Origin of the sequence: Caballeronia hypogeia, from assembly GCF_001544875.2 — a bacterium.
Lineage (GTDB): Bacteria > Pseudomonadota > Gammaproteobacteria > Burkholderiales > Burkholderiaceae > Caballeronia > Caballeronia hypogeia.
The window spans coordinates 125,465-149,773 of record NZ_FCOA02000019.1; the positions used below are offsets into that span (position 1 = coordinate 125,465).

Here is a 24,309-nt window from a genome sequence, read left to right on the forward strand (position 1 = left end):
CCGGAACGAGTCTTGCGTCGGGGGTTGGTCAGTTCAGGTCCAACGGAGCATGCGATGAACAACGCTGAAGCAAACGATCCGCAAGGCAAGCAGAAGGATCAGGTCGCCGACAGCCCGATCAAGACGCCGGGCGCGGAAACGGCGCATGTCAAGATGAGCGACGCGATGAAGGCCGCCGCGGGCGGCGAGGCGCACGCCGGCGCGAGCGCGAAGACGGAGAGGACGAAGGACGGCATGCATGTCGGTCCGCAAGGCCTTTATGAAAAGCCGCCGCGCGGCGTCGATGTCGCCAACGACGACGGCCTCGACGACACCGTGGATGCCGATGCGAAGAGCATTCACGCGCGCCGCGATGAAGAAATGCGCGCGCGCGAGCCGGACTCCGTCATCAATTCGAATGCCACGCCGGTCAACTACGTGCCCGAACCGGGCGATGGCCTCGGCGGCTTCGACAGCCGGCCCGGACGCAATGGCGTGTTGCTGGCGCTGGAACGCGGCTATCGCCTGATCGATCGCGGCATGGTTGCGCCGACCGTGCCCGAAGTCGAAGACAAGGTGCGCTTCGAAGGACGCGATGCGCATGGCCACACCCTGCGCGGGCGCAAGCACTATGCGCTCAATCATCTACGGCCGTCGCGCCTGTTCGAACTGGAGCGCGGCTGACTTCAGGCTGCCTGAGGCCTAAGCAGCATGCAAGGAGCCGCATCGGAAATGCGGCGCCTTGCATTGGCGCAACCGTCAGATTACTTCTTCTCTTCTTTCTCCTCATCCGTTTCGATGCGCGTCACGCCGCCCGTCGAGGGCGGATCGCTGGCGGGAAACGTATCTTCCACGGCGCGGTCGATATGTTCCTCATCGGGCTCCGAGTGAGGATGCTGTTCCTTTACATTGCTCATGGTGTTTCTCCCTTCGTCGATCATCGTTCTTGAGAAGAGCAACGCGCGTTCCTTCGGGCGGGCACGATGCATGCGTGTGACAGCGAACGTAGCGCTGCATCGCAGCAGTGAAGCGGCCGGCCAGACCACGGCGCAGCGCCTACAATCGATAAAAGGGGAACGCCAGATGACGACAATGCACGCATCCGACGGCTATACGCGCGAGACCAGCGACAGCGACGAAGTACCCGAGCTTCGCGCGGCTACGCCTTTGACTACACCCGAGCAGCGCTTCACGTCCGCAATGGCCTGTCTGGGCGCGGCCTATGCGCTCTCGTGGACCGAATTCGCGTTGATGCTCGCGATCGGCCTGCCCGGCGATGCGTCGAGCCATCCGCTCGCGGCGTCGGTTGCTTCGCGCGTGCTGGTCGGACTGCTCTATGTCTGCGCCGCTTCGCGCTTGCAATGGGCGCGCTGGGTGACCGTCGTGCTCGGCTTCGTCTCGGTCGCACTCGTCGCGCCGACGATCGGCCTGCAATGGCATGTGTTTCCCGCCGGCGCGTTCGTGGTCGGCGCGGGACTCGTCTGCAAATTCGCGGCGTCGTTGTACCTTCTCTCGCCGATGCCTCCGCGCACGCTGAAGCAATAGCCATTCGAAACCGCTGGTTTGCAATCCTTGAAGCGGATCAGCCCGACGATGCTCGAGGAAGCGCGCCAGAGCTGCGGACCCTGGTTTCGCCGCTTCGAAAACCGGACGCGTCAATAAGGTTCACCGACCCTGACACTTGCCCGCGCGAAGTGTGCATGGAGCGCGGCGCCGCGTTGGCCTATGCTCGGCGCTTCGTGACAGTCATGGAGCGGCGCGATGCAATGGACCCGGGGCGACTATCGCCTGAGCACCAACGTCGAAGAATTCGACTTCGATGCCATTCACCGTTATCTGAGCGAAGTGGCCTACTGGTCGCCGGGCATCGCGCGCGAAAAAGTGGAGCGCGCCGCGCGCCATTCGCTCGCGTTCGGGCTGTTTCTGCGCGACGAGCAAATCGGCTATGCGCGCATGATCACGGATACCGCGACCTTCGCCTATCTCGCCGATGTGTTCGTGCTGCCCGCGCATCAGGGCGCGGGACTCGGCAAGTGGATGATGCAATGCGTGATGGCGCACCCCGATCTGCAAGGGCTGCGCCGCATGATGCTCGTCACCTCCGATGCGCACGGGCTCTACGCGCGGCACGGCTTCGCGGCGAGCGCGCATCCCGCGCGCATCATGGAGAGGATCGGCAGGCCTTAGCCGCCTTGCGCGCCCTGTGTGTTGACGTAAAGCGCATAGAGCCCGTGACTTGCCGCCATGAACAGGCGATTTCTATGCCGTCCGCCGAAGCACACGTTCGCGCAACGCTCCGGCAAATCGATATGACCGATGGCCTCGCCTTGCGGCGTGAACACGCGCACACCGTCGAGTTCCGCGTCGCCCATGCCCCAGCCGCACCACAGATTGCCGTGGATATCCACGCGAAAACCGTCAGGCGTGCCCGGACCCGCATCGATCACGACGCGCGGCTCGCCCAGCTTGCGGCCGCCGTCGAGCACGTCGAACGCGTAAATCCTGCGCGGCGTCGAGCGTGACTCGACCACGTACAGCACGGATTCGTCCGGCGAAAACGCGAGACCGTTCGGGCCGATGAAGTCATCGATCATCACGCTGATCTCGCCGCTCCGGCCATCGACTCGATAGACGCACGGCTTCAGTTGCGGCGCATTCTTTTCCCCTTCGTAGAAGCCGTCGATGCCGAAGGTGGGATCGCTGAACCAGATCGAGCCATCAGACTTCACGACAACATCGTTCGGTGAATTCAGCGGCTTGCCGTCGAACTTGTCGGCGAGCACGGTGATGGAGCCGTCGTACTCGGTACGCGTCACGCGCCGCGTCAGATGCTCGCAGGTCACGAGGCGCCCTTCGCGGTCGCGCGTGTTGCCGTTCGCGTTGTTCGACGGCTTGCGGAACACGCCGACCTGTCCGCTTTCCTCATCCCAGCGCAGGATGCGGTTGTTCGGAATGTCGCTCCACAGCAGATAGCGGCCGTCGCCGAACCAGACCGGCCCCTCGGACCAGCGCGCGCCCTGATACAGGCACTCCACCGATGCCGAGGCAATGCGCAATGCGTTGAAGCGCGGATCAAGCACGCGCACGGCGGGATCGGGATAGCGGCGCGAGTCGCTCGTCATGTTGGTTCGTCTCCAGTTGATGGGATCAGGTGATGGGTTATTCGGCCGACATCGATTCGAGCGCGGCAACCGACCGGCGCATACCGTCGAAAATCCGTTCCGCCACGCGCGGCGGGAAGTCGCCGGGCAATTGCGCCGCGACTTCATCGATCACCGCCGGCGTACGCTCGATGATCCGCCGGATGACCGGCTCGGCGCTTTCACCGAAGCCGCATTTCAGCGCCATTGCATTGAAGTGCCGGCGCTTCACGTCGCGGAACGCGTAGTGCCGGCTCTTGCCCGGAATCGCCATCGCGAGTCGCGCCTTGTACCAGGACCACTGATTGGCGCCGTCGCCTTCGACCGGCCAGATGGACATGACATCGTAAAGCGGCGTGAGCCGGTAGCGTCCGCCTCTCAGCAGGCCGATGCTGAAGTTTTTCGCATGACCGTCGGGCGCGGCGAGCAGCCAGAACAGAATCTGCGAGGTCACGAGCGTTTCGATATCGCGAATCGCCTGCGTCGAATGTTGCAGTATGCGCGCGAGATCGACGACGCCCGGGCCACCGTCGTTCTCGTATTTTTTGTGCGAAGGCAAGGCGCTTGCCTGACAAAAATCCTCCTGCGGCAAGCGCAGGATCCATTCGCCGTCCGGATGCAGGCGCCGGTCGAAGCGCTCGACGACGAGCACGCGCCGCGCGCCGAAGGTCGCGATCTCCACGTTCGCAACCGGCACGCCGAACGCCTTCAGGATGCGCATGCACAGCCATTCGTTCTCGACCGAAGTCGTGAGATCGGCGCGGCGATTGCCGACGAGGCCCAGCGGCAACTTCAGGATGTGCGTGGTCGGCGTCGCGCCGTGCGGCTTGAACCAGCGCCCGTCGCGCCGCAGCAGCGCGGTCTTTTCCTGCGCGCCGGCGAGCGAGATGCGAAAGTCGTCGTGATCGTCGGAACCGAAAGGCGTGCCGCCGGCGATCGAAGCGAGCAACGTTTCGATATCGGCCTCGGCGAGCGGCGTGCCTTCTATGCGGTGCACGCCTTGCGGCGCTTCGTCCTCGGCCAGCAGTTGCACCGCGCCCACGCAATCGCGGCCGATGGCTCGCAGCAGGTCGAACGCATCGAGACTGTCGGTCTGAAAACGCTGCGCAATGCGACGCCGGATGGGCTCGCTGTCGGGAAGAAGATTGTCGAAGTAGTTGAGGACGGCGTCGCCTTTCAGCGACGCGCCGTCGAGTGCGATCGGCAGCGACATGGAAAGCGGGCGCGCCTCGCGTGAGCGGATCCACGTGTTGTCGTAGACGAGTTCGGCGGCGCCACGCGCCGGCAGACGCCACGTCGCCATGCGCTGGCCGTTCGCCCAGACGGACAGGGCGCGAGAGTGAGGCCGCCGTCCCGCCATTACCAGTCCGCCTCGTTCGCTTCGTGCGGCGACCGGTCGAGACGCTCATCGACGAGCAGTTCGAGCCCGTAGAGGCCGAACATGGCGAGAAGCTGATCGAGCGTCAGCGCCCGCGAGTCGCGTTCGAGCGTGGAAATCCGGCTCTGGCTGATACCCAGGCGCGCCGCCGCCTGCGCCTGGGTCAATCCAGCACGTCTGCGTCCGGCTGCGAGCACGTGGCCCATCTGTGCCGCCGTTGCGATGACTTGTTGCATGGCGCGCTTATCCGTGTGGCGAATAAACGTATTTTATTCGCCATACGGATATTTGACAACGGCCGAGCAAGGTCACGATATCTGCAATAAGAATAAATGACGTTTATTCGTTACACAGATATTAGTCGCGTGCCTCAGTTCGGTCCGAGTTCTCCATCGCGCAGCCGCCACAGGCTCAATGGATTGTCATCCGCGAGCGCCTCGGGCAGCAGCGACGCCGGCAAATCCTGATAGCACACGGGCCGCAGAAAGCGCTCGATCGCCATTGCGCCGACCGAAGTCGAGCGGCTGTCGGAGGTCGCGGGAAACGGCCCGCCGTGCACCATCGCGTATGACACTTCGACGCCGGTCGGGAAGCCGTTCGCCAGAATCCGCCCGGCCTTGCGTTCGAGCACCGGCAACAGGCGCCGCGCCAGTTCGACGTCGTCCTTTTCCATCAGCAGCGTCGCGGTGAGCTGCCCTTCGAGACGGCGCGCGACCGAAATCATCTCGTCCTCGTCCGCGCACACGACAATCACCGAGGTCGGCCCGAAAATTTCCTCCGACAGTTGCGGCTTCGCGAGGAAGTCCTCAGCGCTCACGCGATACAGCGCCGGCAGCGCACCGCTCGCCGCCTTGCCTTTCACGCCCGTCGCAATCTGATGCGCGCTCGTCGCGTTGCGCTCCGTGATGCCGCTGTCATACGCGGCCGCAATCTGCGCGGTGAGCATGGTCTGCGTCTCCTTCTTCGTGATCGCGTTGGCGGCGAGATCGATGAAGTCGTCGAGATCCGAGCCGTCCAGCCCGATCACCAGACCCGGATTCGTGCAGAACTGACCGACGCCGAGCGTCACAGAATCGATATAGGCCGCAGCAAGCGTGTCGCCCTTCGCCTCGAGCGCGCCCGGTAGCGCGAACACCGGATTGACGCTGCTCATCTCGGCGTAGACGGGGATCGGCGCCGGGCGCTTCGACGCGATATCGACGAGCGCCAGCCCGCCGCGACGCGAACCGGTGAAGCCGACGGCGGCGATCGCCGGATGCGAGACGAGCGCCTCGCCGATCGCATTGCCCGCGCCGACCACCAGCGAGAACACGCCTTCCGGCAAGCCGCTGTCCGCGACCGCCTTCTGCACCGCGCGCCCGACGAGCTCGGACGTGCCCAGATGCGCCGGATGCGATTTCACGATGACCGGGCAGCCCGCCGCGAACGCCGACGCGGTATCGCCGCCCGCCACCGAAAACGCCAGCGGAAAGTTGCTCGCGCCGAACACGGCGACCGGGCCGACCGGAATCTTCTGCAGGCGCAGGTCGGAGCGCGGCAGCGGCTTTCTGTCCGGCTGCGCGGAATCGAGCGTCGCGGCGAGCCACCGCCCTTCGCGCACGAGCGACGCAAACAGGCGCAATTGGCCGACCGTGCGGGCGCGCTCGCCTTCGAGACGCGCCTTCGGCAGCGCCGATTCGGCCATCGCGCGTTCGATCAACGCGTCGCCGAGCGCGATGATGTTGTCCGCGATCGACTCCAGAAACTGCGCCCGGGTTTCGAGCGGCGCGCGGCGGTAGTCGTCGAAGGCCGCCTCCGCCAGTTCGCACGCGCGCGCCACTTCCGCCGCGCCGCCGCCGCCGAATGCGGGTTCGAGATCGGCGTTGCGCGCGGGGTCGAACGCGCGGAGCGTGGCGTCGGCGCCCCGCACGGCCGATGCGCCGATCAGCATTTCTCCGGTGATCTTCATGTCTGCTCCTCATCTCTGTTGGCGGTGGACGGTGCGCGCGGCGCGGCCGTCCGTCAATGCGAATGACCCGCCGCTCGCGCAAGCGTTCCGCGCGAGGCGCCGTGAGTCGCCGTCGAGGTCGGTGAAGCAAATCTGGTGCGCGGTCCGGATCGGAGCGGGAACCGGTCCGTCCGGCGACGCAAAAACTATAGGCGCGCCGGACCGCTTGTCAAAGAGTTCAGGCCTTGGCGACGGGCGTCGCGGCCTTGCGGAAGGTGATGTGCGCGATGCGCCGCACCAGCAGCACGGCGACCAGCGCCGCGACGCCCGTCAGCATCACGCCGATGTGGATGGATTGCACCAGCGCGTCGCGGGCGGCGTCGAGGAGCGCGGCTGCATCGAGTCCGGCGGTGTTGAGTTCGCCGAGAATGCGCTCGCGCAGCGCCTCATCGACGAGAATGCGCGGATCGTCCAGGCGCGGCAGCCATTGCGCCGACACGGCCGGCCCGAGCACGCTCACCGTGCGTTCCACGACGCTCGCGTAATGATGCGCGACGATCGTCCCGACGATGCTCGTGCCCATCATCCCGCCGACCATCCGCGTGGACTGCAGAAGCGCCGTGGTGATGCCGAAGCGCTCGCGCCCCGCGATCTCCTGCCCGAAGATGTTCATGTTGTTGAGAATGAAGCCCAGCCCGATGCCGATCGCGGCCATCGGCAGCTCGATCCACAGATGCGGCGTCGTAATGCGCGCGAACGCCAGCGCCACCGAGGCGATCAGCAGCAGCGAGAAGCCGATGGACAAAACGTTCACCGGCTTCCTCATGTGGATGACTATGCGCGTATTGATGAAGCTGCCGAGCGCGATGCAGGCGGCGATCGGCGTCGCGAGCAGCCCCGCTTCCTGCGGCGACAGCCCGAAGCCGCCCTGCAGCAGCAGCGGCGCGAAGAAGATCAGCGAGAACATCACGAAGCCCGCCAGAAAGGACAGCGAGAAGAGCGTGTTGAGCTGCGCGTCGCGGAAGATGTCGAGCGGGATGATCGGATGCGTCGCGCGCCGCTCGCAGATGTAGAGCGCCACGGCGCAGATCGCCACGCCCACACCGAGCGCGATGTTGGCGGTCGTCAGACCGTCTTTCGGCAGCGCTTCGATCAGCGCCTGGAAGCCGCCGAGCACGAGCCCGACGAGCGCCGCGCCGGTCCAGTCGATCTTCACGTCGCCTGCGCGCGGCCGATGCAGGTTCGGCAGATGCGACCAGATGAAATATAGCGCCGCCGCGCCAACCGGCAGATTGACCAGAAAGGTCGAGCGCCAGCCCCAGTGCTGACTCATCCAGCCGCCGAGCGACGGTCCCGCCGCCGTGCCGATGCCATAGGCCGCCGCCAGGACGACCTGCCAGCGCACGCGCGTGCGCGGATCGGGGAACAGATCGGGAATCGACGCGAACGCGGTGCCGACCATCATGCCGCCGCCCACGCCCTGAAGGCCGCGCGCGAGCACCAGAAAGAGCATGCTGGGCGCGAGCCCGCACAGCACCGAGGCGATCGTGAACGTGATCACCGCCGCGATCACGAAGCGCTTGCGGCCGAAGTAATCGCCGAGCCGCCCGAACACGGGCACCGTGACGACCGAGGCCAGCAGATACGCGCTCGCGATCCACGCGTAGAACTCGAATCCGTGCAGTTCCGCGACGATCGACGGCAGCGCGGTGCTGACCACCGTCTGGTCGAGCGCGACCAGCATGTTGACGAGACCGATGCCGAGCATCGCGTAAAGGGCGGTTCTGAACGGTAAGGCAGGCGGCGTCTGGGTCACGGTCGGGCGGGCGGATTGGCTGGAGAAATGCTAAAAAGAGGTCGCGCGTGCGCTTCTTAAGCGGGCGCTGATGTCGAGAACCACGAATTGTACGGCCTGCCTTGCGCTGGATCGAGTTATCGCAAAAAAGCCGCGGCGCCGCGTCGGGCGTGCGCACTATCATGCGACAAGCATCGAACCGCCGTTCGAGGAAGCGCGAAGACGGCGCGCCGTACGCCAATCAATCGCTTCATGGGGAAACCACCATGTTCAACCGCATTCTCGTCGCCATCGACGGCAGCCGGACTTCGGAGCGCGCCTTCGCGGCCGCGCTCGATCTCGCCGTCACGCATCAGGCGATCGTGCAGCCGTATTACGTCGTCGAGGCTGGCCCGATGTACATGGACGTGCCCGGCTACGATCCGTCGGCGCTGCATTCGAGCCTGATGGAGCAAGGCTCGGCGCTCGCCCGCGAAGCCGCCGACGCGATGAAGGCGCGCGGCGTGACGGGCGAAGTCGTGACCGTCGAAGCGACCGCCAGCGACGACGTGGCAGCCCTCATCATCAAGGCGGCGGAGGCGTTCAACGCGGATCTGCTGATCATGGGCACGCATGGCCGCAAGGGATTCCAGCGGCTGATTCTCGGCAGCGTGGCCGAACGCTGTCTACGCCAGGCGACGCTGCCGGTCCTCCTGATTCCGACTGCAGCGGGCGCGCCACTGGAAAAAGCAACCTGACAAGGTAAAAAAGTTTGATCGATTGCCTGGCCGCGTCAATTTTTCGCGCTGCCGGGCAAAAGGCCTATGGGACAATCGTTTTGTCATTCATCAACAAACGAAGCCCAAAATGACCGCCACGTCTGACCTTTCCCGCGCGCGACGCAACTCGGCGCACTGCTCGACCTGCGCGATGCGTCATCTGTGCATGCCCGAAGGCCTCTGCGCCAACGACATCGCCAAGCTCGAGAACATCATCAACGTGACACGCAAGGTCCGGCGCGGCGAGGCACTGTTCCGCACGGGCGATCACTTCGATTCGCTGTTCGCCGTACGCTCCGGCTCGATCAAGACGGTCATCACGCACGACGGCGGCCGCGAACAGGTCACCGGCCTGCTGCTCGCGGGCGACGCGCTCGGCTTCGAAGGCATCGAGGAAGGCGAGCACACCTGCGACGCCATCGCGCTGGAAGACAGCTCGGTTTGCGTCGTGCCCTACTCGCTGTTCGAGCGCATGTGCCGCGAAACCGACGCGCTGCAAAAGCGCCTGCATCGCATGATGAGCCACGCGGTGAATCGCGAAGCGAACCATGTCATGCGCCTCGGCATGCTGCGCGCGGACGAACGCGTCGCGCGCCTGCTGCTCGATCTGTCTTCGCGGCTTTCCAAGCGCGGCTATGCATCGTCGGAATTCACGCTGCGCATGACGCGCGACGACATGGGCAGCTATCTCGGCATGACGCTCGAAACCGTGAGCCGCACGCTGTCGCGCTTCGACAAGTCCGGACTCATCGAAACGCAGGGCAAGTTCATCCGCATCCGCGACTTCGACGGCCTGCGCGCCGTCTGACGGCACGCTGCGCGCGATTATTGCGTCACCGCGAATAATCGTCGCCCATATTTCGGTTGGCACGCGGTTCGCTACGGTTTAGTCTCTTTTGTTCGGCCGAAGCACGCTGCGGCGCTTGCTTCGGTCGACTGCGAAGCCACGCCAGCCACGGAGATTGGGCGACATGAATCGCGAACCTTCCCTGCGTCATCCGCTGCTCGAACGCCTCGCCGAGGCGCGCCGCGTCACCGACGCACTTTTCCAGATCGTGAAGGCCGAGCATCTTTACGATCGGCCGATCGCCGAGCGACATCGCATCGTCTTCTATATCGGGCATCTCGAAGCATTCGACCGCAATCTGTTCGACCAGCGGCTGTTCCACCTGCCGAGCCCGAACGCCGCCTACGACGAGCTTTTCGCCTTCGGCATCGATCCGGTGGACGGCGGCCTGCCGAGCGATCAGCCGGAAGACTGGCCCACGCTCCAGGAAATTCAGGCGTACAAGGAGCGCGTGCGCGCCGATATCGACGCCAAGTTCGATCCGATCAAGCTCGCCACCGCCCCGCTTTCCGCGGATGAACCGCCCGCCAAACTGCTCGAAGTCGCGATCGAGCATCGTCTGATGCATGCCGAGACGCTCGCGTACATGCTGCATCAATTGCCGGTCGATAGAAAAATCTCACCATCGGATGCGCTTTCGGAGCCGGCTTCGGATCGCCGGCCCGCGCATGAATCGGTGCACGTGCCGGCCGGAAGCGCGACGCTCGGGCTCACGCGCGAAACCGGCCGGTTCGGCTGGGACAACGAATTCGGCGAGGAACACATCGACGTGCCCGCGTTCGAGATCGACCGCTACATGGTCACGAACGCCGATTACCTGCGCTTCATCGACGCGGGCGGCTACTGGAACCGCGCGTTCTGGGACGATGCCGACTGGGCGTGGAAGGAAGAACAGCGCATCGCGCATCCTGCCTTCTGGATTCCCGTCGATGGCGACTGCAACGACGCGCAAGCCGCATGGTCCCTGCGCACGATGTTCGACGACATTCCGCTGCCGCCCGACTGGCCCGTGTACGTGAGCCATGCCGAAGCAAAGGCTTACGCGCGCTGGGCGGGCAAGAAGCTGCCCACCGAGGCGCAATGGCAACGCGCCGCGCTGGGCGCACCGCATATCACCGAAGGCAATTTCGATTTCCGTCGCTGGGATCCGTCGCCGGTGCAGGCGCATCCGGAGAATCGCAGCGAGTTCGGCGTCGAAGGCCAGTTCGGCAACGGCTGGGAATGGACTTCGACCGAATTCGGACCGCTGAACGGCTTCGAGCCCTTTCCGTTCTATCTCGGCTATTCGGCCAATTTCTTCGACGGCAAGCACTTCGTCATCAAGGGCGGCTCGCCGCGCACCGCCGCGTGCATGCTGCGCCCGAGCTTTCGCAACTGGTTCCAGGCGCACTATCAATACGTTTATGCCGGGTTCCGCTGCGTGAGCGCGTAAGCACCGCTTCAAGGCAAAACGCCGCGCGTTCGCACGAACACGCGGCGTTTTTTTCGCTTCGGAGAGACGCGATCAGACGATCAGAAATCCGTCGTCATCGACAGGAGCACCGTTCTCGGCGCGCCCATCGTCAGATAACCGCCTATCGTCGATGACCAGTACGACTTGTTCGCCACGTTGAGCACGCTCGCGCGGAACGTCGTCGGCTTGCCGAACACCATCGTCGCGTAACGCGCACCGAGGTCGAAGCGGTCCCACGCGGGAATCGACAGCGTGTTCGTCACGTTCAGATACTGCGGGCCGGTGTGGATCCAGCGCGCCGTCAGCGTGAGGCCGTTCAGCACCGGCACGTCGTATTCGGCGTTGACGTTGAACAGGAAGCTCGGCACGCCCACCGGATGATTGCCGTCCGTCGTGCCGCCGCCCGTGTCGAGCTGCGTCGCGTTGATGTACGAAGCGCCCGCGATCACGCGCACGCCGCGCACCGGCTCGCCGTAGACCGAAGCCTCCACGCCGCGATGCCGCTGCGTGCCGTCCGCGACGAAGTACCCCGTGGTATTCACGTAGGTCAGCGGCTTCTCGATCTGGAACAGCGCGAACGATGCGCCGTACTTGCCGTTGTCGTACTTCGCGCCGACCTCCCATTGCTTCGACTTCGCGGGCGCGAGCTGCTCGCCGAAGTTGATCGCGCCATTCGGCGCCGAGTCGCCGATCGTCAGCGCTTCCGTGCGGTTCGCGAAGAACGCCACGTCCTGCCACGGCTTCACGACGAGGCCGAACAGCGGCGTCGTGATCGAGTCGTTGTAGTTGCGGGTCTGCGTGCCGTCGTAACCGTAGTTGTTGGTCAGCAAATCCTGATGTCGCGCGCCGATCGTGAACAGCACGCGATCGTTCAGGAAGCCGAGCGTGTCCGACACGGACACGCTGCGCATCAGGTTGATTGCGGTCGTGCCCGGGTCCGCGAGATTTCCGCCGGAGAAGGTCGTCGCCGGATACGGCACCTGCACCGTGTCGTAGAGGCTCGTCGGGAACGAGCTGCTCATCGTGTACGCCGATTTCGCGTCGACGCGCACGATCGAGGCGCCCGCTGTCACGAAATGCGACACCGGCCCGGTGTTGAAATGCCCGCGCACGCCGACTTCGGCCGACTCGCCGTCTTCCTTGTGCGGCACGCCGAGACGGCTCGCGGTGACGCCCGTCGTGTTGACGTTGGGCGACGAGTACTCGCCGTGCTCGTCCGTGTGGCGGATGCCGCCCGTCACGTAAGCCGTCCAGCCCGGCAGAAAGTCATACTCCGCGCGCAGGATGCCGACCGTGTCCTCGATCGAGCTGTAAGTCCAGGTTTGCGCGTAGTTGTAAGTCGCCGACGGCGGCTCGGGAATGTAGTTCGCGTAGTCGTAGACGACCGAGCGCCCGCCGTTGATGCGCTGACGCTGATACAGGAAGTCCGCGTACAGACGCAGCTTCTCGCCGCGCCAGTCGAGCGAGACCGCCGTCGTATTGTCGCGATGGTGCTCGCCGTCGATGCTCGTCTCGCCGTCGTGGTTCGCCTGATTCACGCGGATGCCGAACTGCCCTTCGCTGCCGAAGCGACGGCCGACGTCCACATGCGCGCCGATCTCGCCCGACGCCGTGCCTTCGAGCGTCACGCGCGTGAGCGGCTTGTCGTCCGCGCGCTTCAGTTGCAGATTGAGACCGCCGCCGACCGCCGAACCCGTCGGCGATGCGCCGTTCAGGAACGAGTTGGCGCCCTTGAAGAGATCGACGCGTTCGAGCGCATCGGTCGCGACGAGCTGACGCGGCGTGATCCCGTACAGGCCGTTGAGCGACACGTCATCGCCCGCGAGTTCAAAGCCACGGATCACATAGACCTCGGCAAAATTGCCGAAGCCGAAAGCCGTGCGCACGGAAGGATCGTTGGCGAGCACATCGCCGATGGTGCGCGCCTGCTGGTCTTCGATCAGCTTCGACGTATAGGTCGTCATGCTGAACGGCACGTCGAGCATTCTCTGCTGGCCGAGCACACCGAAGTCGGCGCCGCGCGCGACCTGGCCGCCCGCGAAAGTCGGAGCGAGATCGCCGGGCAACTGCTCTTTCGACGCCTGAACCTTGACGGCCGGCAGCGCGCTTTCCTGCGGACTACTGACATTGCTGTCAGAAGTATCGGACGACTGCGCGTGGGCCGATACCGAGAAAACGATTGCGACGGCTGCAACGATGGCGGCGCGATGCGACAGCGCCTTCGCAGGCGCGGCCTGCGAGCGGTGTGAACGGCAAACGGACATGAATGAGGAAGCTGCGATGTTGGTCGGTCTTCCGTCCCGGGGCGCAAGTGGAATCCGGGCGGGTTTGTTTGAAGTCGCGAGACCGGTCGCGAAGCGCGGGACGGACGAGACGTTTATGCGACGATTATAGATTGAATAAGAGTCGTTATCATTCAAAAACTAACGAATTTGCTTGAACGCAACATCCCACCTATATCGACGAGTCTGTTCGCGCTTTATTCGATGTAAGAACGGTCGTGCGACGGTCTTCAGGTCAACGAGCGCCCGCGCGCGGTTCGAGCCTCCGAAGCGGCCGCCGAGAGACGGCGCGCCGAGCGTTTGCGCAGCCAGATCATGAGTCCGGTCACGCTTAGCGCCGCGACCGCGATACCCACCGCGCTAACCAGAACGCGCCCGCCCAGCCCCGCGATACGCCCCGAATGAAGCGGAAACTGCGCCTGCATGAAGACATCGCCGGCCGACCCGCGGCCGGGAATCGAGGAGCCCGCGAGCGCTCCGGTCTGCCCGTTGTAATAGAGCCAGGCATTGCCGAGCCCCACGTCGCCGTGATCGCGTCCCGGCGCGAAGAAACCCACGCCGTAGGCCTTGAACATCGGCGCGAAGTACAGCGCGCCCATCGGCTCGGTCAGGTTTTCGCGCTTGGCGTCGCGCGCGGCCAGCGCCAGAATCTGCTCCCGCGTGGCGAGCGGCTGTCCAGGCGGACCGGCGCGCACCAGCTCGGCGTTGTCGACGAAAGACGGCGAGAGCTTCGAGAACATCGACACCACCGGGCGCATTACGGGCTCGGCGAGATTCATCGAAATCGACGTGAGGGCCATCACCAGCAACAGGCCCCAGATCCAGACGCCGCCCGAACGATGCAGGTCGAACGTGAGCGCGTAACCGCCGCGCTTCACGCGGAAGGCGAACGACTTGCGCCACGCCTTGACGCTCGGGAACGACAGGATCAGCGCAATGCCGCTGTCGAAAAACCACAAAATCCCGACGATGCCGATCAGCCAGGTGCCGATATCGAAGCCGCCGACGATCGGCAGATGCAGCGTGTAGTGCAGCTTGTAGAGAAACGGCATCAGGTCGATGCGCGCCAGCGAAAACGCGCCCCACATACGCTGCGCCTGCACCTGGCCCGTCGCGGGATCGACCGCGATCTGGTTGTAGGCGACATCGAAAGGCGCATTGGTCGCGGGGTTGCTGCGCGGCATGACCATCATTTGCGCCGTGTGCCCCGGCTCGAAGCCGAGCGGCATGTAGGTCACCTGAACGCGCGGATCGGCGGCCTCGACGCGTCGCGCGAGTTCGAGCGGCGGTAACGCAGGGCCGTCGGTGCGGGCGTGGAAAAACTGCGGATTGAGCAGCGCATCGATTTCGTGATCCCAGGCGATCACCGCGCCCGTCAGACCCGAGACGAACAGAAACAGCGCGGTCGCGACGCCGAGCCAGCGATGCAGGCGAACCAGAACCGGTCTCATGCCCGCAGGTCCTCGAAGCGATGGTCGTGCGCGACAGCAGTCATCTTTGCGATGCAATGTAAATAGGAATTGTTCGCAATGATATGCACGTGTCGCAGGATTTACAAGCATTTCGTAAGTTACTTACCAACTTTTTGTCGCGAATTGTCTTCGCTGATAGCGCAGAAGTTTACAAATCCGTGTCCACTGAGGCAGAATGCCGCCGTCTGAAATGCGAACGATTCGCATTTATCAACAACATGAAATCATAAATCGACGACGGAAAGACCATGACATCTGCGACGCGCGGCACCGCACTCCCGGCTTCATCGACACGGCTGACATTGCGGCCTTCCACTCTCGCGGCCTTGCTGCTGTTCGCGACGAGCCGCGCCGCGGTCGCGCAGAACGCGGGTCAGCCGCAGGAAGCGTCGTTGCCGGCGATTTCCGTCACCGCGTCGCAGGACACGCTGCAGCATTTGCGCGAGGACGTCAGCAGCGGCGCGCTCGGCACGCGCACGCAACTGGAGACGCCCTACTCGACTACCATCGTGACCGGCGAGGAACTGGCCGATCGTCAGGCCAACAAGCTCGGCGACGTGTTCGCGCAGGACGCCTCCGTGTCCGACAACAGCAATCCGTACAACGCGTGGGCCAGCTACGTCACGGTGCGCGGCATGCAGCTCGACTGGCAGAACGGCTTCAAGATCGACGGGCAGCCGTTCAACGGCTACGGCATCACGCTGCCTTACGAGCAACTGGACAGCGTCGAACTGCTCAAGGGCCTGTCGGGTTTCATGTACGGCTTCGGCGCGCCGGGCGGCGTCGTGAACTACGTGACGAAGAAGCCGCCCGTCACCGATAAGCAGATTGCGAGCGTCGATGTCGGCTATCGTTCGACGGCCGTGTGGAGCGAGCATCTCGATCTGGGCGGACGCGTCGGGCCGGACAGCATGTTCGGCTACCGCTTCAACGCGACGCACGAAGAAGGCAAGACCTACAACGACGGCAACGTGCGCCGCGATTCCTTCTCGCTCGCCGCCGACGCGCGCCTGACGCGCGATCTGACCGCGACGTTCGGCGCGCTGTATCAGGAGCGGCATGCGTCGGGCATCACGACGGCGCTTTCCACCGCGCGCTACACGGGCACGTCGTTGCCGCAGACGCTGTCGGGCGGCAGCAGCACGCTGCAGACGCCGGATCAGCATCTGAACACCAACCTGCAGATCTACACGGCCGGCGTGCGCTACAACCTCACGCCGGACTGGACGCTCTCGGCCACCTACAGCTTCAGCAAGAGCACGCGCTATCGCAACGAGGGCACCTGGTATCTGCTCGATCAGGCGGGCGATTACGACGACTATCGCTTCGAAGGCAAGGAAGGGCATCAGCTCAACACGTTCCAGGTGATGGCCGAAGGTCTCGTGAAAACCGGTCCGCTCAAGCATCAGCTCGTGTTCGGCGCGGCGTATCAGAAGCAGACAACCGATTACGGCGCGAACTCGTTCTTCGGACAGATCGGCACGGGCAACCTCTATCAGCCGAACCTGAACCGCTATGACAGCTCGGGCTTCTACACTTATCGCGCCGCCGACGTCACGCAGAAGGCGCTGTTCGCGAGCGACACGATCGCCCTCACCGAGCGCTGGTCCGTGCTCGGCGGCGTGCGCGTGACGAATTACGAGCAGCACGGCTACGGCGTCGATGGCAGCACGGCATCGACTTACGATCAGAACGGCGTCGTGACGCCGACCGTCGCGCTGATGTACAAGCTCGCGCCCACCACGACGCTCTATGCGAGCTATGTCGAATCGCTCGAAGCGGGCAATGTGGTCGGCAGCACATACGCGAACGCGGGTCAGTTGCTCAAGCCGCTGCGCAGCAAGCAGTACGAGGTCGGCGTGAAGAGCCAGAACTCCCGCTGGAGCGCGACGGCCGCGCTGTTCCGCATCGAGCGCGGCGCGCAGTATGCGAACAGCGCCAACGTCTTCGTCGATGACGGCGAATCGATCTTCCAGGGCGCGGAAGCGGGCGCGGACGTGCGCCTCGGCCGCGACTGGAGGGTCGGCGCCGATCTCATGTGGATCGCGACGCACTACGCGAAGGGCTCGACGAACGACGGCAATCGCGTCGCGGGCGCGCCGGGCTTCGTCGCGGCGGCGCACGTGAATTACGCGGTGCCGATGGTGCCCGGCCTCACGCTCGGGGCCGACGCCAAGTTCACCGGCAACACGACGATCGATCCTTCCGGCGACCTCAAGGCGCCCGGCTATCTCGTGATGAATCTCGGCGCGACCTATACGGCGCGCATCGCCGGGCACAACGTCGGCTTTCGCGCGGCAATCGACAATCTGACGAATCGACGCTACTGGGAATTCCAGTACGCCGACTACGTCCAGCCGGGCGAGCCGCGCACGCTGTCGCTGAACGCGCGCGTCGAATTCTGACGGGCCGAAGCATCGCGACATGATTTGAAATAACTCGCGCGAAACGCCCGCCCCTTATGCCGCAAGGCTCGGCGGGCGGGCGATGACATTCCATGAAATAGTTTGTGCGTGGTTTTTAGCCGGGCCGATCGCCACAATGGGTTCATTCGCAACCACCCACCAAGGCGAACATTCATGGAAACGCTCGGCAAAATCTCGATCATCGCGATGGGCATCGTCCTGATCGCGTCGATGCTCGAAGCTGTGGTTCTGCATTTCAAGCACAAGGGCACCGACCGCGCCTTCGACTGGCACGAGACCTGGATCTCGCTCGTCGATCTGGTCGGCCGCAAGCTGCTCGGCCTTATCCCCATCTCGCTCGCGACGCCGTTCTTCAACTTCGCGTGGGAGCATCGCATCCATACGGTCACGACCAACACGGCGCTCACGATATTCCTGCTCTTCATCGGCCAGGAGTTCTGCTACTACTGGTATCACCGCGCCTCGCACACGATCCGCTTCTTCTGGGCGAATCACGCGGTCCATCACTCGCCGAACCAGTTGACCCTGTCGTCCGCGTATCGCCTCGGCTGGTTCACCAAGATCGCAGGCTCGGCCATCTTCTTCACCCCGCTCGTGTGGTTCGGCGTGAAGCCGGACGTGGTGCTCGCGGTCGTGTCGATCAACCTGCTCTATCAGTTCTGGCTGCATGCCACGTGGATTCCGAAGCTCGGCTGGCTCGAATATGTGTTCAACACGCCGTCGGCGCACCGTGTGCACCATGCATCGAACGCGACGTATCTCGATGCGAACTTCGGCGGCGTGCTGATCGTCTTCGACCGCCTGTTCGGCACCTACGTGGAAGAACGCGCCGACGAGCCCTGCAAATACGGTCTGACGACACCCGTGACCTCCCACAATCCGATCGTCGTCGAGACGGAGCACTGGGTCAGTCTCGTGAAGGACATGTTCAACGCGAAGAGCGTGTCGGATGCGGCCGGTTTCCTGCTGCGTCCTCCGGGCTGGCTGCCGAACGGCGAAGGCCACACGACCGAGGAGTTGCAAAAGCGCGCAGCGAAATCGATGGAACAACAACCGGCGCACGTCGGACAATAAGAAGCGCTTCAACGCAGTCGTTTCGCATCCCGATGATTGGCTCCTGGCCACATCGGGATTTTTTATTTCCTGCGGCCGATGCACGCCGCCGCGACGCCCGCCGCTCCGAACGCGCACGCGGCGGAGAGCAGCGCGACGGCGCGCAGGGCATCGGCGATCGAATCGGCGCGGGCGCGGACGAGCGGCGTCGATGTCGCTTTGGATACGGCGTCTTCGTCGAGCACGCGCAGGTTCTCGTGCGGCAGATGCAGCCGGTCGAGCCGCGCCGACAACGCCGCGTCGTGCGACCAGACGAACACGATGCCGAGCACGGCGATCGCCAGCAGGCTCGCCACGCGCGCGACCGCGTTGTTGATGCCCGACGCGACGCCCGCGCGCTCGCCCGGCACCGACGCCATCACGGCCGTCGTCAGCGGTGCGACGGTGATCGTCATGCCGATCCCGAGCACGACGAGCGCGGGCAGAAAACGCGTCCAGTAACCGCCGGCCGCGACGGGCAGCGCGAGCATACCGAAGCCGATGCCCGCGACGCACGGCCCCGCGACGAGCAGCGCCCGCGCGCCGAAGCGGCTCGTCAGCCCGCCCGTGAAGCGCGACAGCACGCCGATGATGAGCGGCATCGGCAACAGTGCCGCGCCCGCTTCGGCCGCCGTGTAGCCGTAGGCGCGAATCAGCGTGAACGGCAGGAAAAACAGCACGCCGCCAAGCCCGAAATACAGCAGCAGCGTGACGAGATTCGCGCCGGTGAAATCGCGCGAGCGGAAGACCTCGAGCGGGATCATCGGATCGCGCGACTTCGCTTCGATCGCGATGAACACGGCGAGCAACGCCACGCCCGCGCCGAACATGCCGAGCACGCGCGCATCGGCGAAACCGCGTGCGGGCGCCTCGGTGAGGCCGTAGGTGAGCGCGGCGAGGCCCGCCGCCGCGCAAGCCGCGCCGGGCCAGTCGAGCGTATCGGGCGCGTCGGCCTTGTGGCTGTCGGGCACGGACGCCAGCGCCAGCAGAATCGTCGCCGCCGCGAGCGGCAGATTGAGGAAGAAGATCGCGCGCCACGAGAAGGCATCGACGAGCCAGCCGCCCGCCGCCGGCCCCACCGACGACGTTATCGCGCCCACGCCCGCCCAGGTGCCGATGGCCCGCCCGCGCTCCTCGCCCTCGAACACCGCGCCGATGATCGCGAGGCTGCTCGGCACGAGCAGCGCGGCGCCGACGCCCTGCAGCGCGCGCGCCGCGATCAGCCAGCTCATGCCGGGCGCGAGACCGCACGCCGCCGACGCCGCCGTGAAAACCGCGATGCCCGCGATGAATATCTTGCGGCGACCAAGCTTGTCGCCCATCGAACCGCCGACGAGCACCAGCGCGCCGAGAAACAGCAGATACGCGTTGACGATCCATTGCATCGCCGCGATGCTCGCGCCGAGTTCGCGCTGGATCGAGGGCAGCGCGACGTTCACCACCGAGCCGTCGATCATCGCCATGCTCGAGCCTAGAATCGTCGCGGACAAGGCGAGACGCTTGCGCGCGCACGGACGGTCGCGCGCGACGGGCTGCGCGCGAATGGCGAGTTCGTCGCACGGGCTCGCCTGCGCGGCGACGGCGTGCGCGCGCGGCTGGCTATCGGGATATCGGCTGGCCAAGATCGGTTCCTCGACGTGGCTGGCAAGCTCAAATGATAGCCATCAATACACTCAACCGGATAAAGGCAGCGCAAGGCGGGCGAGCTCCGCGAAATATCGCGCGCCCGTCTGCAGAATTTCGTCGTTGAAGTCGTAGCACGCGTTGTGCAGCGGAACGCCGCCCTGCCCCGCCGCTTCGCCATTGCCGATGAACACGAAATTGCCCGGCACCACCTGAAGGAATGCGCCGAAGTCTTCCGAGATCATCATCGGCTGGACGTTCGCATCGACGCTATCGGGCCCGGCGATCTTCGCGGCCGCTTGCGTCGCCAGGTCGACATATTCAGGCGAGTTGATCGTCGGTGCGAATTCGTGCGTGTATTCGAAGACGCAGTCCGCGCCGTTCGCCCGGCAAATGCCTTCGCTCACTTCCCGCATGCGCGATTCGAGCAGCGCCTGCACCTCGTGCGAATAGCTTCGCGTGTCGCCCTTGATGATCACGTTCGAAGGAATCACGTTCCTCAAACCGTCCGTGATGAACTCCGTGCACGAGATCACCGCTTGCGCGCCGGGATCGAGATTGCGCGACACGATCGTCTGCAATGCGACGACGATCTGCGACGCGATCACGATCGGATCGACGCCCATATGCGGACGCGCCGCATGCGTGCCGCGCCCCTTCACGTGAATGACGAAGTTGTCCTCGCTCGCCATGATGCCGCCCGCGCGCGTCGCGAACGTGCCGGCGCGCATGCCCGGCATGTTATGAGCGCCGAAGATGGCATCGACGGGAAAGCGCTCGAAAAGACCATCGGCCATCATCGCTTTCGCGCCGCGCCCGTGTTCTTCCGCCGGCTGGAAGACGAAGCGCACCGTGCCGTCGAAATCGCGTGCTTCGGCGAGCAGGCGCGCGGCGCCGAGCACCATCGACATATGGCCGTCGTGACCACACGCGTGCATCTTTCCGTGCGTGCGTGAAGCATGCGCGCGCTCGGGCGCCCGCTCGACGATGTTCAACGCGTCCATGTCGGCGCGCAGTCCGATCACGCGCCTGCTGTCACCTGCAGTCAGGCTCGCGACGAGCCCCGTTCCGCCAATGCCGCGATGCACTTCGAGGCCGAGCGTCTCGAGAATGCGGCCAACATAGTCCGCGGTCTGAACTTCCTCGAAGCCGGTTTCCGGATGCTGGTGCAGATGATGACGCCAGCTTTTCAGTTGCGCCTGCAGTGTGCTTTCCATGCGTGATGTCCTCTCATTGAGCCACGCGCCGCAACCACTCGCGCTGGCGCTTCAACACCGCATCGGCCGATTCACCGACGAGCTCCGCATATACCGATGGGGCCGTTGCGCCTTCCGTGTTGATGACCAGCACGCGCGCGTTCGCATCGAGCCCGACGGCTTGCGCGAGTTCACGATCACGCATCAGCGCAGTGAGCCCCGCGAATCCCGCCGCGCCCGATTCGCCCGAGACGATCGGCACATCACGTCCTGTGCCTTGCGCGAGCGTTTTCATCGCGTCGATCGCGTCGCTGTCATCGATGAGCAGAAAATGATCGACGCACGGTTCCAGAATCCGCCACGCGAGCGGCGATGCTTCACCGCACGCGAGTCCGGCCATGACGGAATCGACCGGGCCCGACGCTTTCGCCGCGTGCCCGGCCATGGCGCTTCGATAAAGACAATCCGCCTGCTTCGGTTCCACGACGATGAAACGCGGCCGCATCAAGCCAAGCCGTTCCCATAGATAACTCGCGACGCCCGCGGCAAGACCACCGACGCCGCCTTGCAGCACGACATGCGAAAACGGCGCGATATCCGCTTCGACGATTTCCGCCGCGATGCATCCATAGCCCTGCATGACATCGCGCGGAATCGCTTCATAACTTTCGTATGACGTATCCGAAACGACATGCCAGCCGTTCGCCTGCGCGAGTTGCGCGGCCTGTTCCACCGACTCGTCGTAGTTGCCCTCGATACGCACGATGCGCGCGCCATACGCGGCGATCGCCTGCTCGCGCTCTTCGCTGACATTGGCGTGCAGCACGATCACGCAATGGCAGCCCATGTCGCGCGCCGCTGCCGCGAGCGCCCGGCCGTGATTGCCGTCTGTCGCGCTGATGACGGTGAAGCCGCCGAGCAGCGCTTTGTGATGGCCTTCGAAAAGCTTCTTCGGATCGATGTCGTGTGCGTGGAAAAGCCGCGTCACGAGACGTGCGAGCGCAACGGGCGCGCCCAATGCCTTGAAGCTGCCGAGCGGGGAGCGCATCGATTCATCCTTCACGCGGACGCTTGCGATGCCGAGTCGCGCGGCGGCATCCGGAAGACTCCACAACGGCGTGCCTTCGCGATGGATGAGCGGCCAGTGCGCGAGCCACGCGCGGCTTTCGTTCGCGGCTTGCATGTCGAGGATCGCGCGCAGCGCGTCGGGATAAGCGGTTCTCGCGGATTTAGCGTTGGAGACGAGCATGCGGACAAACTCCGGTGTTCAGTGGCGATGCCAAGATAATATTGCGCGGCCCAATCAAAAAACACGCGTTCTTCCCGCGGCTCGTGCAAAAATATCCCGTTTTTCACCCGGTCTTTCGAGCATTCTCGTACGCCATGACAGCCAACCTCGATAGTTTCGATCGCAAACTGCTCGCGGAAGTCCAGCGGGATGCGCAGACGCCGCAGAACGAACTCGGCGCGCGCGTCAATCTTTCGACCGCCGCCGTGAACCGCAGACTGCGCCGCCTGCTCGACGAAGGCGTGATCGATCGCTATGCCGCGATCGTGGCGCCCGAGAAGGTGAATCATCCGTTGACCATCATCGTCATGGTCGAAGTGGAAAGCGAACAGATCGACCTGCTCGACGCGATGAAGCGCACGTTCTCGCAGTGTCCGCAGATTCAGCAGTGCTATTACGTGGCGGGCGAATCGGATTTCGTGCTCGTGCTGACCGTGCGCGACATGGAGCAGTACAGCGAACTCACGCGACAGCTCTTCTTTGCCAACAACAACGTCAAACGCTTCAGGACGCTCGTGAGCATGAGCCGCGTGAAAGTCGGGCTCGACGTGCCTGTCGACATGACGGGCGAATAACGAACGTATCGCCATGCTCCTGACTGTCGACATCATCATCTACAACGGCTTCAAGGCGCTCGAAGCCATCGGTTCGCTCAGCGTCTTCACGTACGCGAACATTCATCTGGAACGCCGTGGCCTGGCCGGTCGATATGACGTGAAGCTCGCCTCGATCCGTCGCGGCGAAGTGCTGTCCGACACGGGCGTGTCGCTCACGGCCACGAAGCGCATCGATCCGCTCGCGCTGCCGCATACGGCGATCATCGTGGGGGCGTGGCAGATCGAGGAGGCAGTGGGCAACGCGCCCGAAATCGTGCAGTGGGTCGAAGCCGTCGCGGGCCGCATGGAGCGCACGGCCGCGCTGTGCTCGGGCGCGTTCTTTCTGGCGGCGGCCGGCCTGCTTGATGGAAAGCGCGCGACCACGCACTGGGCCGTCGCCGATGCACTGAAGGAAAAATATCCGGCGGTACGCGTGGATGCCGATTGCATCTTCATTCGCGAAGGCAATCTGTGGACTTCGGCTGGCGTGACGGCAGGCATCGATCTGGCGCTCGCGCTCGTCGAGGAAGATTTCGGTCTGGACGTGGCGCTCGACGTGGCGCGCGATCTCGTCGTCTATCTCAAGCGCCCGGGCGGACAGTCGCAGTTCAGCTCGCATCTCGTCAGTCAGGCGACGCAGAATCCGGGCATTCGCGACGTGCAGGACTGGATCCTCGCCAATCTTCAGCGCGAGATATCGCCGGCGGAAATGGCCGAACGCCTTTCGATGAGCGTGCGCAACTTCAATCGCTCGTTCAAGCGCGAAACCGGCACGACGCCCTCGACCTTCGTTACGCGCGCGCGCATCGAAGCGGCGCGCCGCATGCTCGAGGAAGGCGACCTGCCGGCGAAAACGATCGCCGCGCGAAGCGGCTTCAAAACCTACGAAGCGATGAGGAAAGCGTTCCAGCACGCGCTGGGCATTACGCCGCTGACGTATCGCGAACGCTTCGGCATGGGCCGCGAGTGATCAATAGATCACGACGGAACGAATCGACTCGCCCTTCTTCATCAGGTCGAAGCCGTCGTTGATCTGCTCCAGCTTGAGATGATGCGT

General features: G+C 64.5%; 21 protein-coding genes and 1 pseudogene. 10 read left to right on the forward strand and 12 right to left on the reverse strand.

What is annotated here, in order from left to right; translation table 11 throughout:
* Positions 1-54 precede the first annotated feature (54 nt).
* Positions 55-663: a DUF3005 domain-containing protein gene (locus AWB79_RS24815; protein WP_061170078.1), complete on the forward strand. Its 609-nt coding sequence runs from the start codon at positions 55-57 to the stop codon at positions 661-663.
* A gap of 80 nt (positions 664-743) precedes the next feature.
* Here the strand turns inward: AWB79_RS24815 and AWB79_RS40160 are convergent, their stop codons facing one another.
* Entirely contained in the window at positions 744-896 is a 153-nt protein-coding gene (locus AWB79_RS40160) for a hypothetical protein (RefSeq protein WP_198399088.1), read from the reverse strand.
* Between the two features lie 166 nt (positions 897-1,062).
* Here AWB79_RS40160 and AWB79_RS24825 point away from each other — a divergent pair, with 166 nt between their 5' ends.
* The gene (locus tag AWB79_RS24825) at positions 1,063-1,524 is read left to right on the forward strand and encodes a hypothetical protein (RefSeq protein WP_061170080.1); all 462 of its coding nucleotides are present in this window, start codon (positions 1,063-1,065) and stop codon (positions 1,522-1,524) included.
* 216 nt (positions 1,525-1,740) lie between these two features.
* Positions 1,741-2,166, forward strand: a complete 426-nt coding sequence (locus AWB79_RS24830; protein ID WP_061170081.1) for a GNAT family N-acetyltransferase — start codon at positions 1,741-1,743, stop codon at positions 2,164-2,166.
* On the opposite strand, the gene AWB79_RS24835 is transcribed toward AWB79_RS24830, so the two are convergent.
* The 5 genes from AWB79_RS24835 to AWB79_RS24855 all read right to left on the reverse strand — a co-directional run bounded on the left by AWB79_RS24835 (position 2,163) and on the right by AWB79_RS24855 (position 8,192).
* Positions 2,163-3,101, reverse strand: coding sequence for an SMP-30/gluconolactonase/LRE family protein (locus AWB79_RS24835; protein ID WP_061170082.1), 939 nt, complete (start codon positions 3,099-3,101; stop codon positions 2,163-2,165). The genes AWB79_RS24830 and AWB79_RS24835 overlap by 4 nt on opposite strands.
* Before the next feature lie 37 nt (positions 3,102-3,138).
* Positions 3,139-4,479 carry a type II toxin-antitoxin system HipA family toxin gene (locus tag AWB79_RS24840; protein ID WP_061170083.1) on the reverse strand — a complete coding sequence of 447 codons (1,341 nt, stop codon included), beginning with the start codon at positions 4,477-4,479 and terminating at the stop codon, positions 3,139-3,141.
* Positions 4,479-4,733 carry a helix-turn-helix domain-containing protein gene (locus AWB79_RS24845; RefSeq protein WP_061170084.1) on the reverse strand — a complete coding sequence of 85 codons (255 nt, stop codon included), beginning with the start codon at positions 4,731-4,733 and terminating at the stop codon, positions 4,479-4,481. Before AWB79_RS24845 ends, AWB79_RS24840 begins: the two co-directional genes overlap by 1 nt.
* Positions 4,734-4,867: 134 nt before the next feature.
* Entirely contained in the window at positions 4,868-6,445 is a 1,578-nt protein-coding gene (locus AWB79_RS24850) for an aldehyde dehydrogenase (NADP(+)) (protein WP_061170085.1), read from the reverse strand.
* A 217-nt stretch (positions 6,446-6,662) separates the two neighbouring features.
* Positions 6,663-8,192: an MFS transporter gene (locus AWB79_RS24855; protein WP_061170086.1), complete on the reverse strand. Its 1,530-nt coding sequence runs from the start codon at positions 8,190-8,192 to the stop codon at positions 6,663-6,665.
* A 293-nt stretch (positions 8,193-8,485) separates the two neighbouring features.
* Here AWB79_RS24855 and AWB79_RS24860 point away from each other — a divergent pair, with 293 nt between their 5' ends.
* The 3 genes from AWB79_RS24860 (at position 8,486) to AWB79_RS24870 (ending at position 11,256) form a co-directional block, all read left to right on the forward strand.
* Positions 8,486-8,956 (forward strand): universal stress protein, encoded by a 471-nt coding sequence (locus tag AWB79_RS24860; protein WP_061170116.1) that lies wholly within the window; start codon positions 8,486-8,488, stop codon positions 8,954-8,956.
* 109 nt (positions 8,957-9,065) lie between these two features.
* A complete protein-coding gene (locus AWB79_RS24865) occupies positions 9,066-9,785 on the forward strand; it encodes a helix-turn-helix domain-containing protein (protein ID WP_061170087.1) in 720 nt (239 codons plus the stop codon).
* Positions 9,786-9,948: 163 nt separating this feature from the next.
* Positions 9,949-11,256 carry an SUMF1/EgtB/PvdO family nonheme iron enzyme gene (locus AWB79_RS24870; RefSeq protein WP_061170117.1) on the forward strand — a complete coding sequence of 436 codons (1,308 nt, stop codon included), beginning with the start codon at positions 9,949-9,951 and terminating at the stop codon, positions 11,254-11,256.
* Positions 11,257-11,336: 80 nt separating this feature from the next.
* On the opposite strand, the gene AWB79_RS24875 is transcribed toward AWB79_RS24870, so the two are convergent.
* On the reverse strand, positions 11,337-13,541 hold the full coding sequence (locus AWB79_RS24875) for a TonB-dependent receptor (protein WP_061170088.1): 2,205 nt from the start codon (positions 13,539-13,541) through the stop codon (positions 11,337-11,339).
* A gap of 248 nt (positions 13,542-13,789) precedes the next feature.
* Positions 13,790-15,010 carry a PepSY-associated TM helix domain-containing protein gene (locus tag AWB79_RS24880; RefSeq protein WP_061170089.1) on the reverse strand — a complete coding sequence of 407 codons (1,221 nt, stop codon included), beginning with the start codon at positions 15,008-15,010 and terminating at the stop codon, positions 13,790-13,792.
* A gap of 269 nt (positions 15,011-15,279) precedes the next feature.
* Here AWB79_RS24880 and AWB79_RS24885 point away from each other — a divergent pair, with 269 nt between their 5' ends.
* Positions 15,280-17,436 carry a TonB-dependent siderophore receptor gene (locus AWB79_RS24885; protein WP_061170090.1) on the forward strand — a complete coding sequence of 719 codons (2,157 nt, stop codon included), beginning with the start codon at positions 15,280-15,282 and terminating at the stop codon, positions 17,434-17,436.
* Between the two features lie 174 nt (positions 17,437-17,610).
* Complete coding sequence (locus AWB79_RS24890; protein ID WP_061170091.1) at positions 17,611-18,531, forward strand: sterol desaturase family protein; 921 nt, start codon at positions 17,611-17,613, stop codon at positions 18,529-18,531.
* A 62-nt stretch (positions 18,532-18,593) separates the two neighbouring features.
* Here the strand turns inward: AWB79_RS24890 and AWB79_RS24895 are convergent, their stop codons facing one another.
* Genes AWB79_RS24895 through AWB79_RS24905 form a run of 3 tightly spaced genes read right to left on the reverse strand, consistent with a single transcriptional unit; the run spans position 18,594 to position 22,617 of the window.
* Positions 18,594-20,171, reverse strand: coding sequence for an MFS transporter (locus tag AWB79_RS24895; RefSeq protein WP_061170092.1), 1,578 nt, complete (start codon positions 20,169-20,171; stop codon positions 18,594-18,596).
* A gap of 51 nt (positions 20,172-20,222) precedes the next feature.
* Entirely contained in the window at positions 20,223-21,389 is a 1,167-nt protein-coding gene (locus AWB79_RS24900; RefSeq protein WP_061170093.1) for a M20 aminoacylase family protein, read from the reverse strand.
* 13 nt (positions 21,390-21,402) lie between these two features.
* Positions 21,403-22,617: a diaminopropionate ammonia-lyase gene (locus AWB79_RS24905; RefSeq protein ID WP_061170094.1), complete on the reverse strand. Its 1,215-nt coding sequence runs from the start codon at positions 22,615-22,617 to the stop codon at positions 21,403-21,405.
* 134 nt (positions 22,618-22,751) lie between these two features.
* Between AWB79_RS24905 and AWB79_RS24910 the strand changes: the two genes are divergently transcribed.
* Positions 22,752-23,231: an Lrp/AsnC family transcriptional regulator gene (locus AWB79_RS24910; RefSeq protein WP_061170095.1), complete on the forward strand. Its 480-nt coding sequence runs from the start codon at positions 22,752-22,754 to the stop codon at positions 23,229-23,231.
* Positions 23,232-23,244: 13 nt separating this feature from the next.
* Positions 23,245-24,222 (forward strand): GlxA family transcriptional regulator, encoded by a 978-nt coding sequence (locus tag AWB79_RS24915; RefSeq protein WP_061170096.1) that lies wholly within the window; start codon positions 23,245-23,247, stop codon positions 24,220-24,222.
* On the opposite strand, the pseudogene AWB79_RS38450 reads toward AWB79_RS24915, so the two are convergent.
* Positions 24,223-24,309 (reverse strand): annotated as a pseudogene (locus tag AWB79_RS38450) (zinc-binding dehydrogenase); the annotation flags it as partial.

Coding starts and splice junctions, on each gene's coding strand:
- AWB79_RS24815 (WP_061170078.1), top strand. CDS start 55: ATGAACAACGCTGAAGCAAACGATCCGCAAGGCAAGCAGAAGGATCAG.
- AWB79_RS40160 (WP_198399088.1), bottom strand. CDS start 896: ATGAGCAATGTAAAGGAACAGCATCCTCACTCGGAGCCCGATGAGGAA.
- AWB79_RS24825 (WP_061170080.1), top strand. CDS start 1,063: ATGACGACAATGCACGCATCCGACGGCTATACGCGCGAGACCAGCGAC.
- AWB79_RS24830 (WP_061170081.1), top strand. CDS start 1,741: ATGCAATGGACCCGGGGCGACTATCGCCTGAGCACCAACGTCGAAGAA.
- AWB79_RS24835 (WP_061170082.1), bottom strand. CDS start 3,101: ATGACGAGCGACTCGCGCCGCTATCCCGATCCCGCCGTGCGCGTGCTT.
- AWB79_RS24840 (WP_061170083.1), bottom strand. CDS start 4,479: ATGGCGGGACGGCGGCCTCACTCTCGCGCCCTGTCCGTCTGGGCGAAC.
- AWB79_RS24845 (WP_061170084.1), bottom strand. CDS start 4,733: ATGCAACAAGTCATCGCAACGGCGGCACAGATGGGCCACGTGCTCGCA.
- AWB79_RS24850 (WP_061170085.1), bottom strand. CDS start 6,445: ATGAAGATCACCGGAGAAATGCTGATCGGCGCATCGGCCGTGCGGGGC.
- AWB79_RS24855 (WP_061170086.1), bottom strand. CDS start 8,192: ATGCTCGGCATCGGTCTCGTCAACATGCTGGTCGCGCTCGACCAGACG.
- AWB79_RS24860 (WP_061170116.1), top strand. CDS start 8,486: ATGTTCAACCGCATTCTCGTCGCCATCGACGGCAGCCGGACTTCGGAG.
- AWB79_RS24865 (WP_061170087.1), top strand. CDS start 9,066: ATGACCGCCACGTCTGACCTTTCCCGCGCGCGACGCAACTCGGCGCAC.
- AWB79_RS24870 (WP_061170117.1), top strand. CDS start 9,949: ATGAATCGCGAACCTTCCCTGCGTCATCCGCTGCTCGAACGCCTCGCC.
- AWB79_RS24875 (WP_061170088.1), bottom strand. CDS start 13,541: ATGTCCGTTTGCCGTTCACACCGCTCGCAGGCCGCGCCTGCGAAGGCG.
- AWB79_RS24880 (WP_061170089.1), bottom strand. CDS start 15,010: ATGAGACCGGTTCTGGTTCGCCTGCATCGCTGGCTCGGCGTCGCGACC.
- AWB79_RS24885 (WP_061170090.1), top strand. CDS start 15,280: ATGACATCTGCGACGCGCGGCACCGCACTCCCGGCTTCATCGACACGG.
- AWB79_RS24890 (WP_061170091.1), top strand. CDS start 17,611: ATGGAAACGCTCGGCAAAATCTCGATCATCGCGATGGGCATCGTCCTG.
- AWB79_RS24900 (WP_061170093.1), bottom strand. CDS start 21,389: ATGGAAAGCACACTGCAGGCGCAACTGAAAAGCTGGCGTCATCATCTG.
- AWB79_RS24905 (WP_061170094.1), bottom strand. CDS start 22,617: ATGCTCGTCTCCAACGCTAAATCCGCGAGAACCGCTTATCCCGACGCG.
- AWB79_RS24910 (WP_061170095.1), top strand. CDS start 22,752: ATGACAGCCAACCTCGATAGTTTCGATCGCAAACTGCTCGCGGAAGTC.
- AWB79_RS24915 (WP_061170096.1), top strand. CDS start 23,245: ATGCTCCTGACTGTCGACATCATCATCTACAACGGCTTCAAGGCGCTC.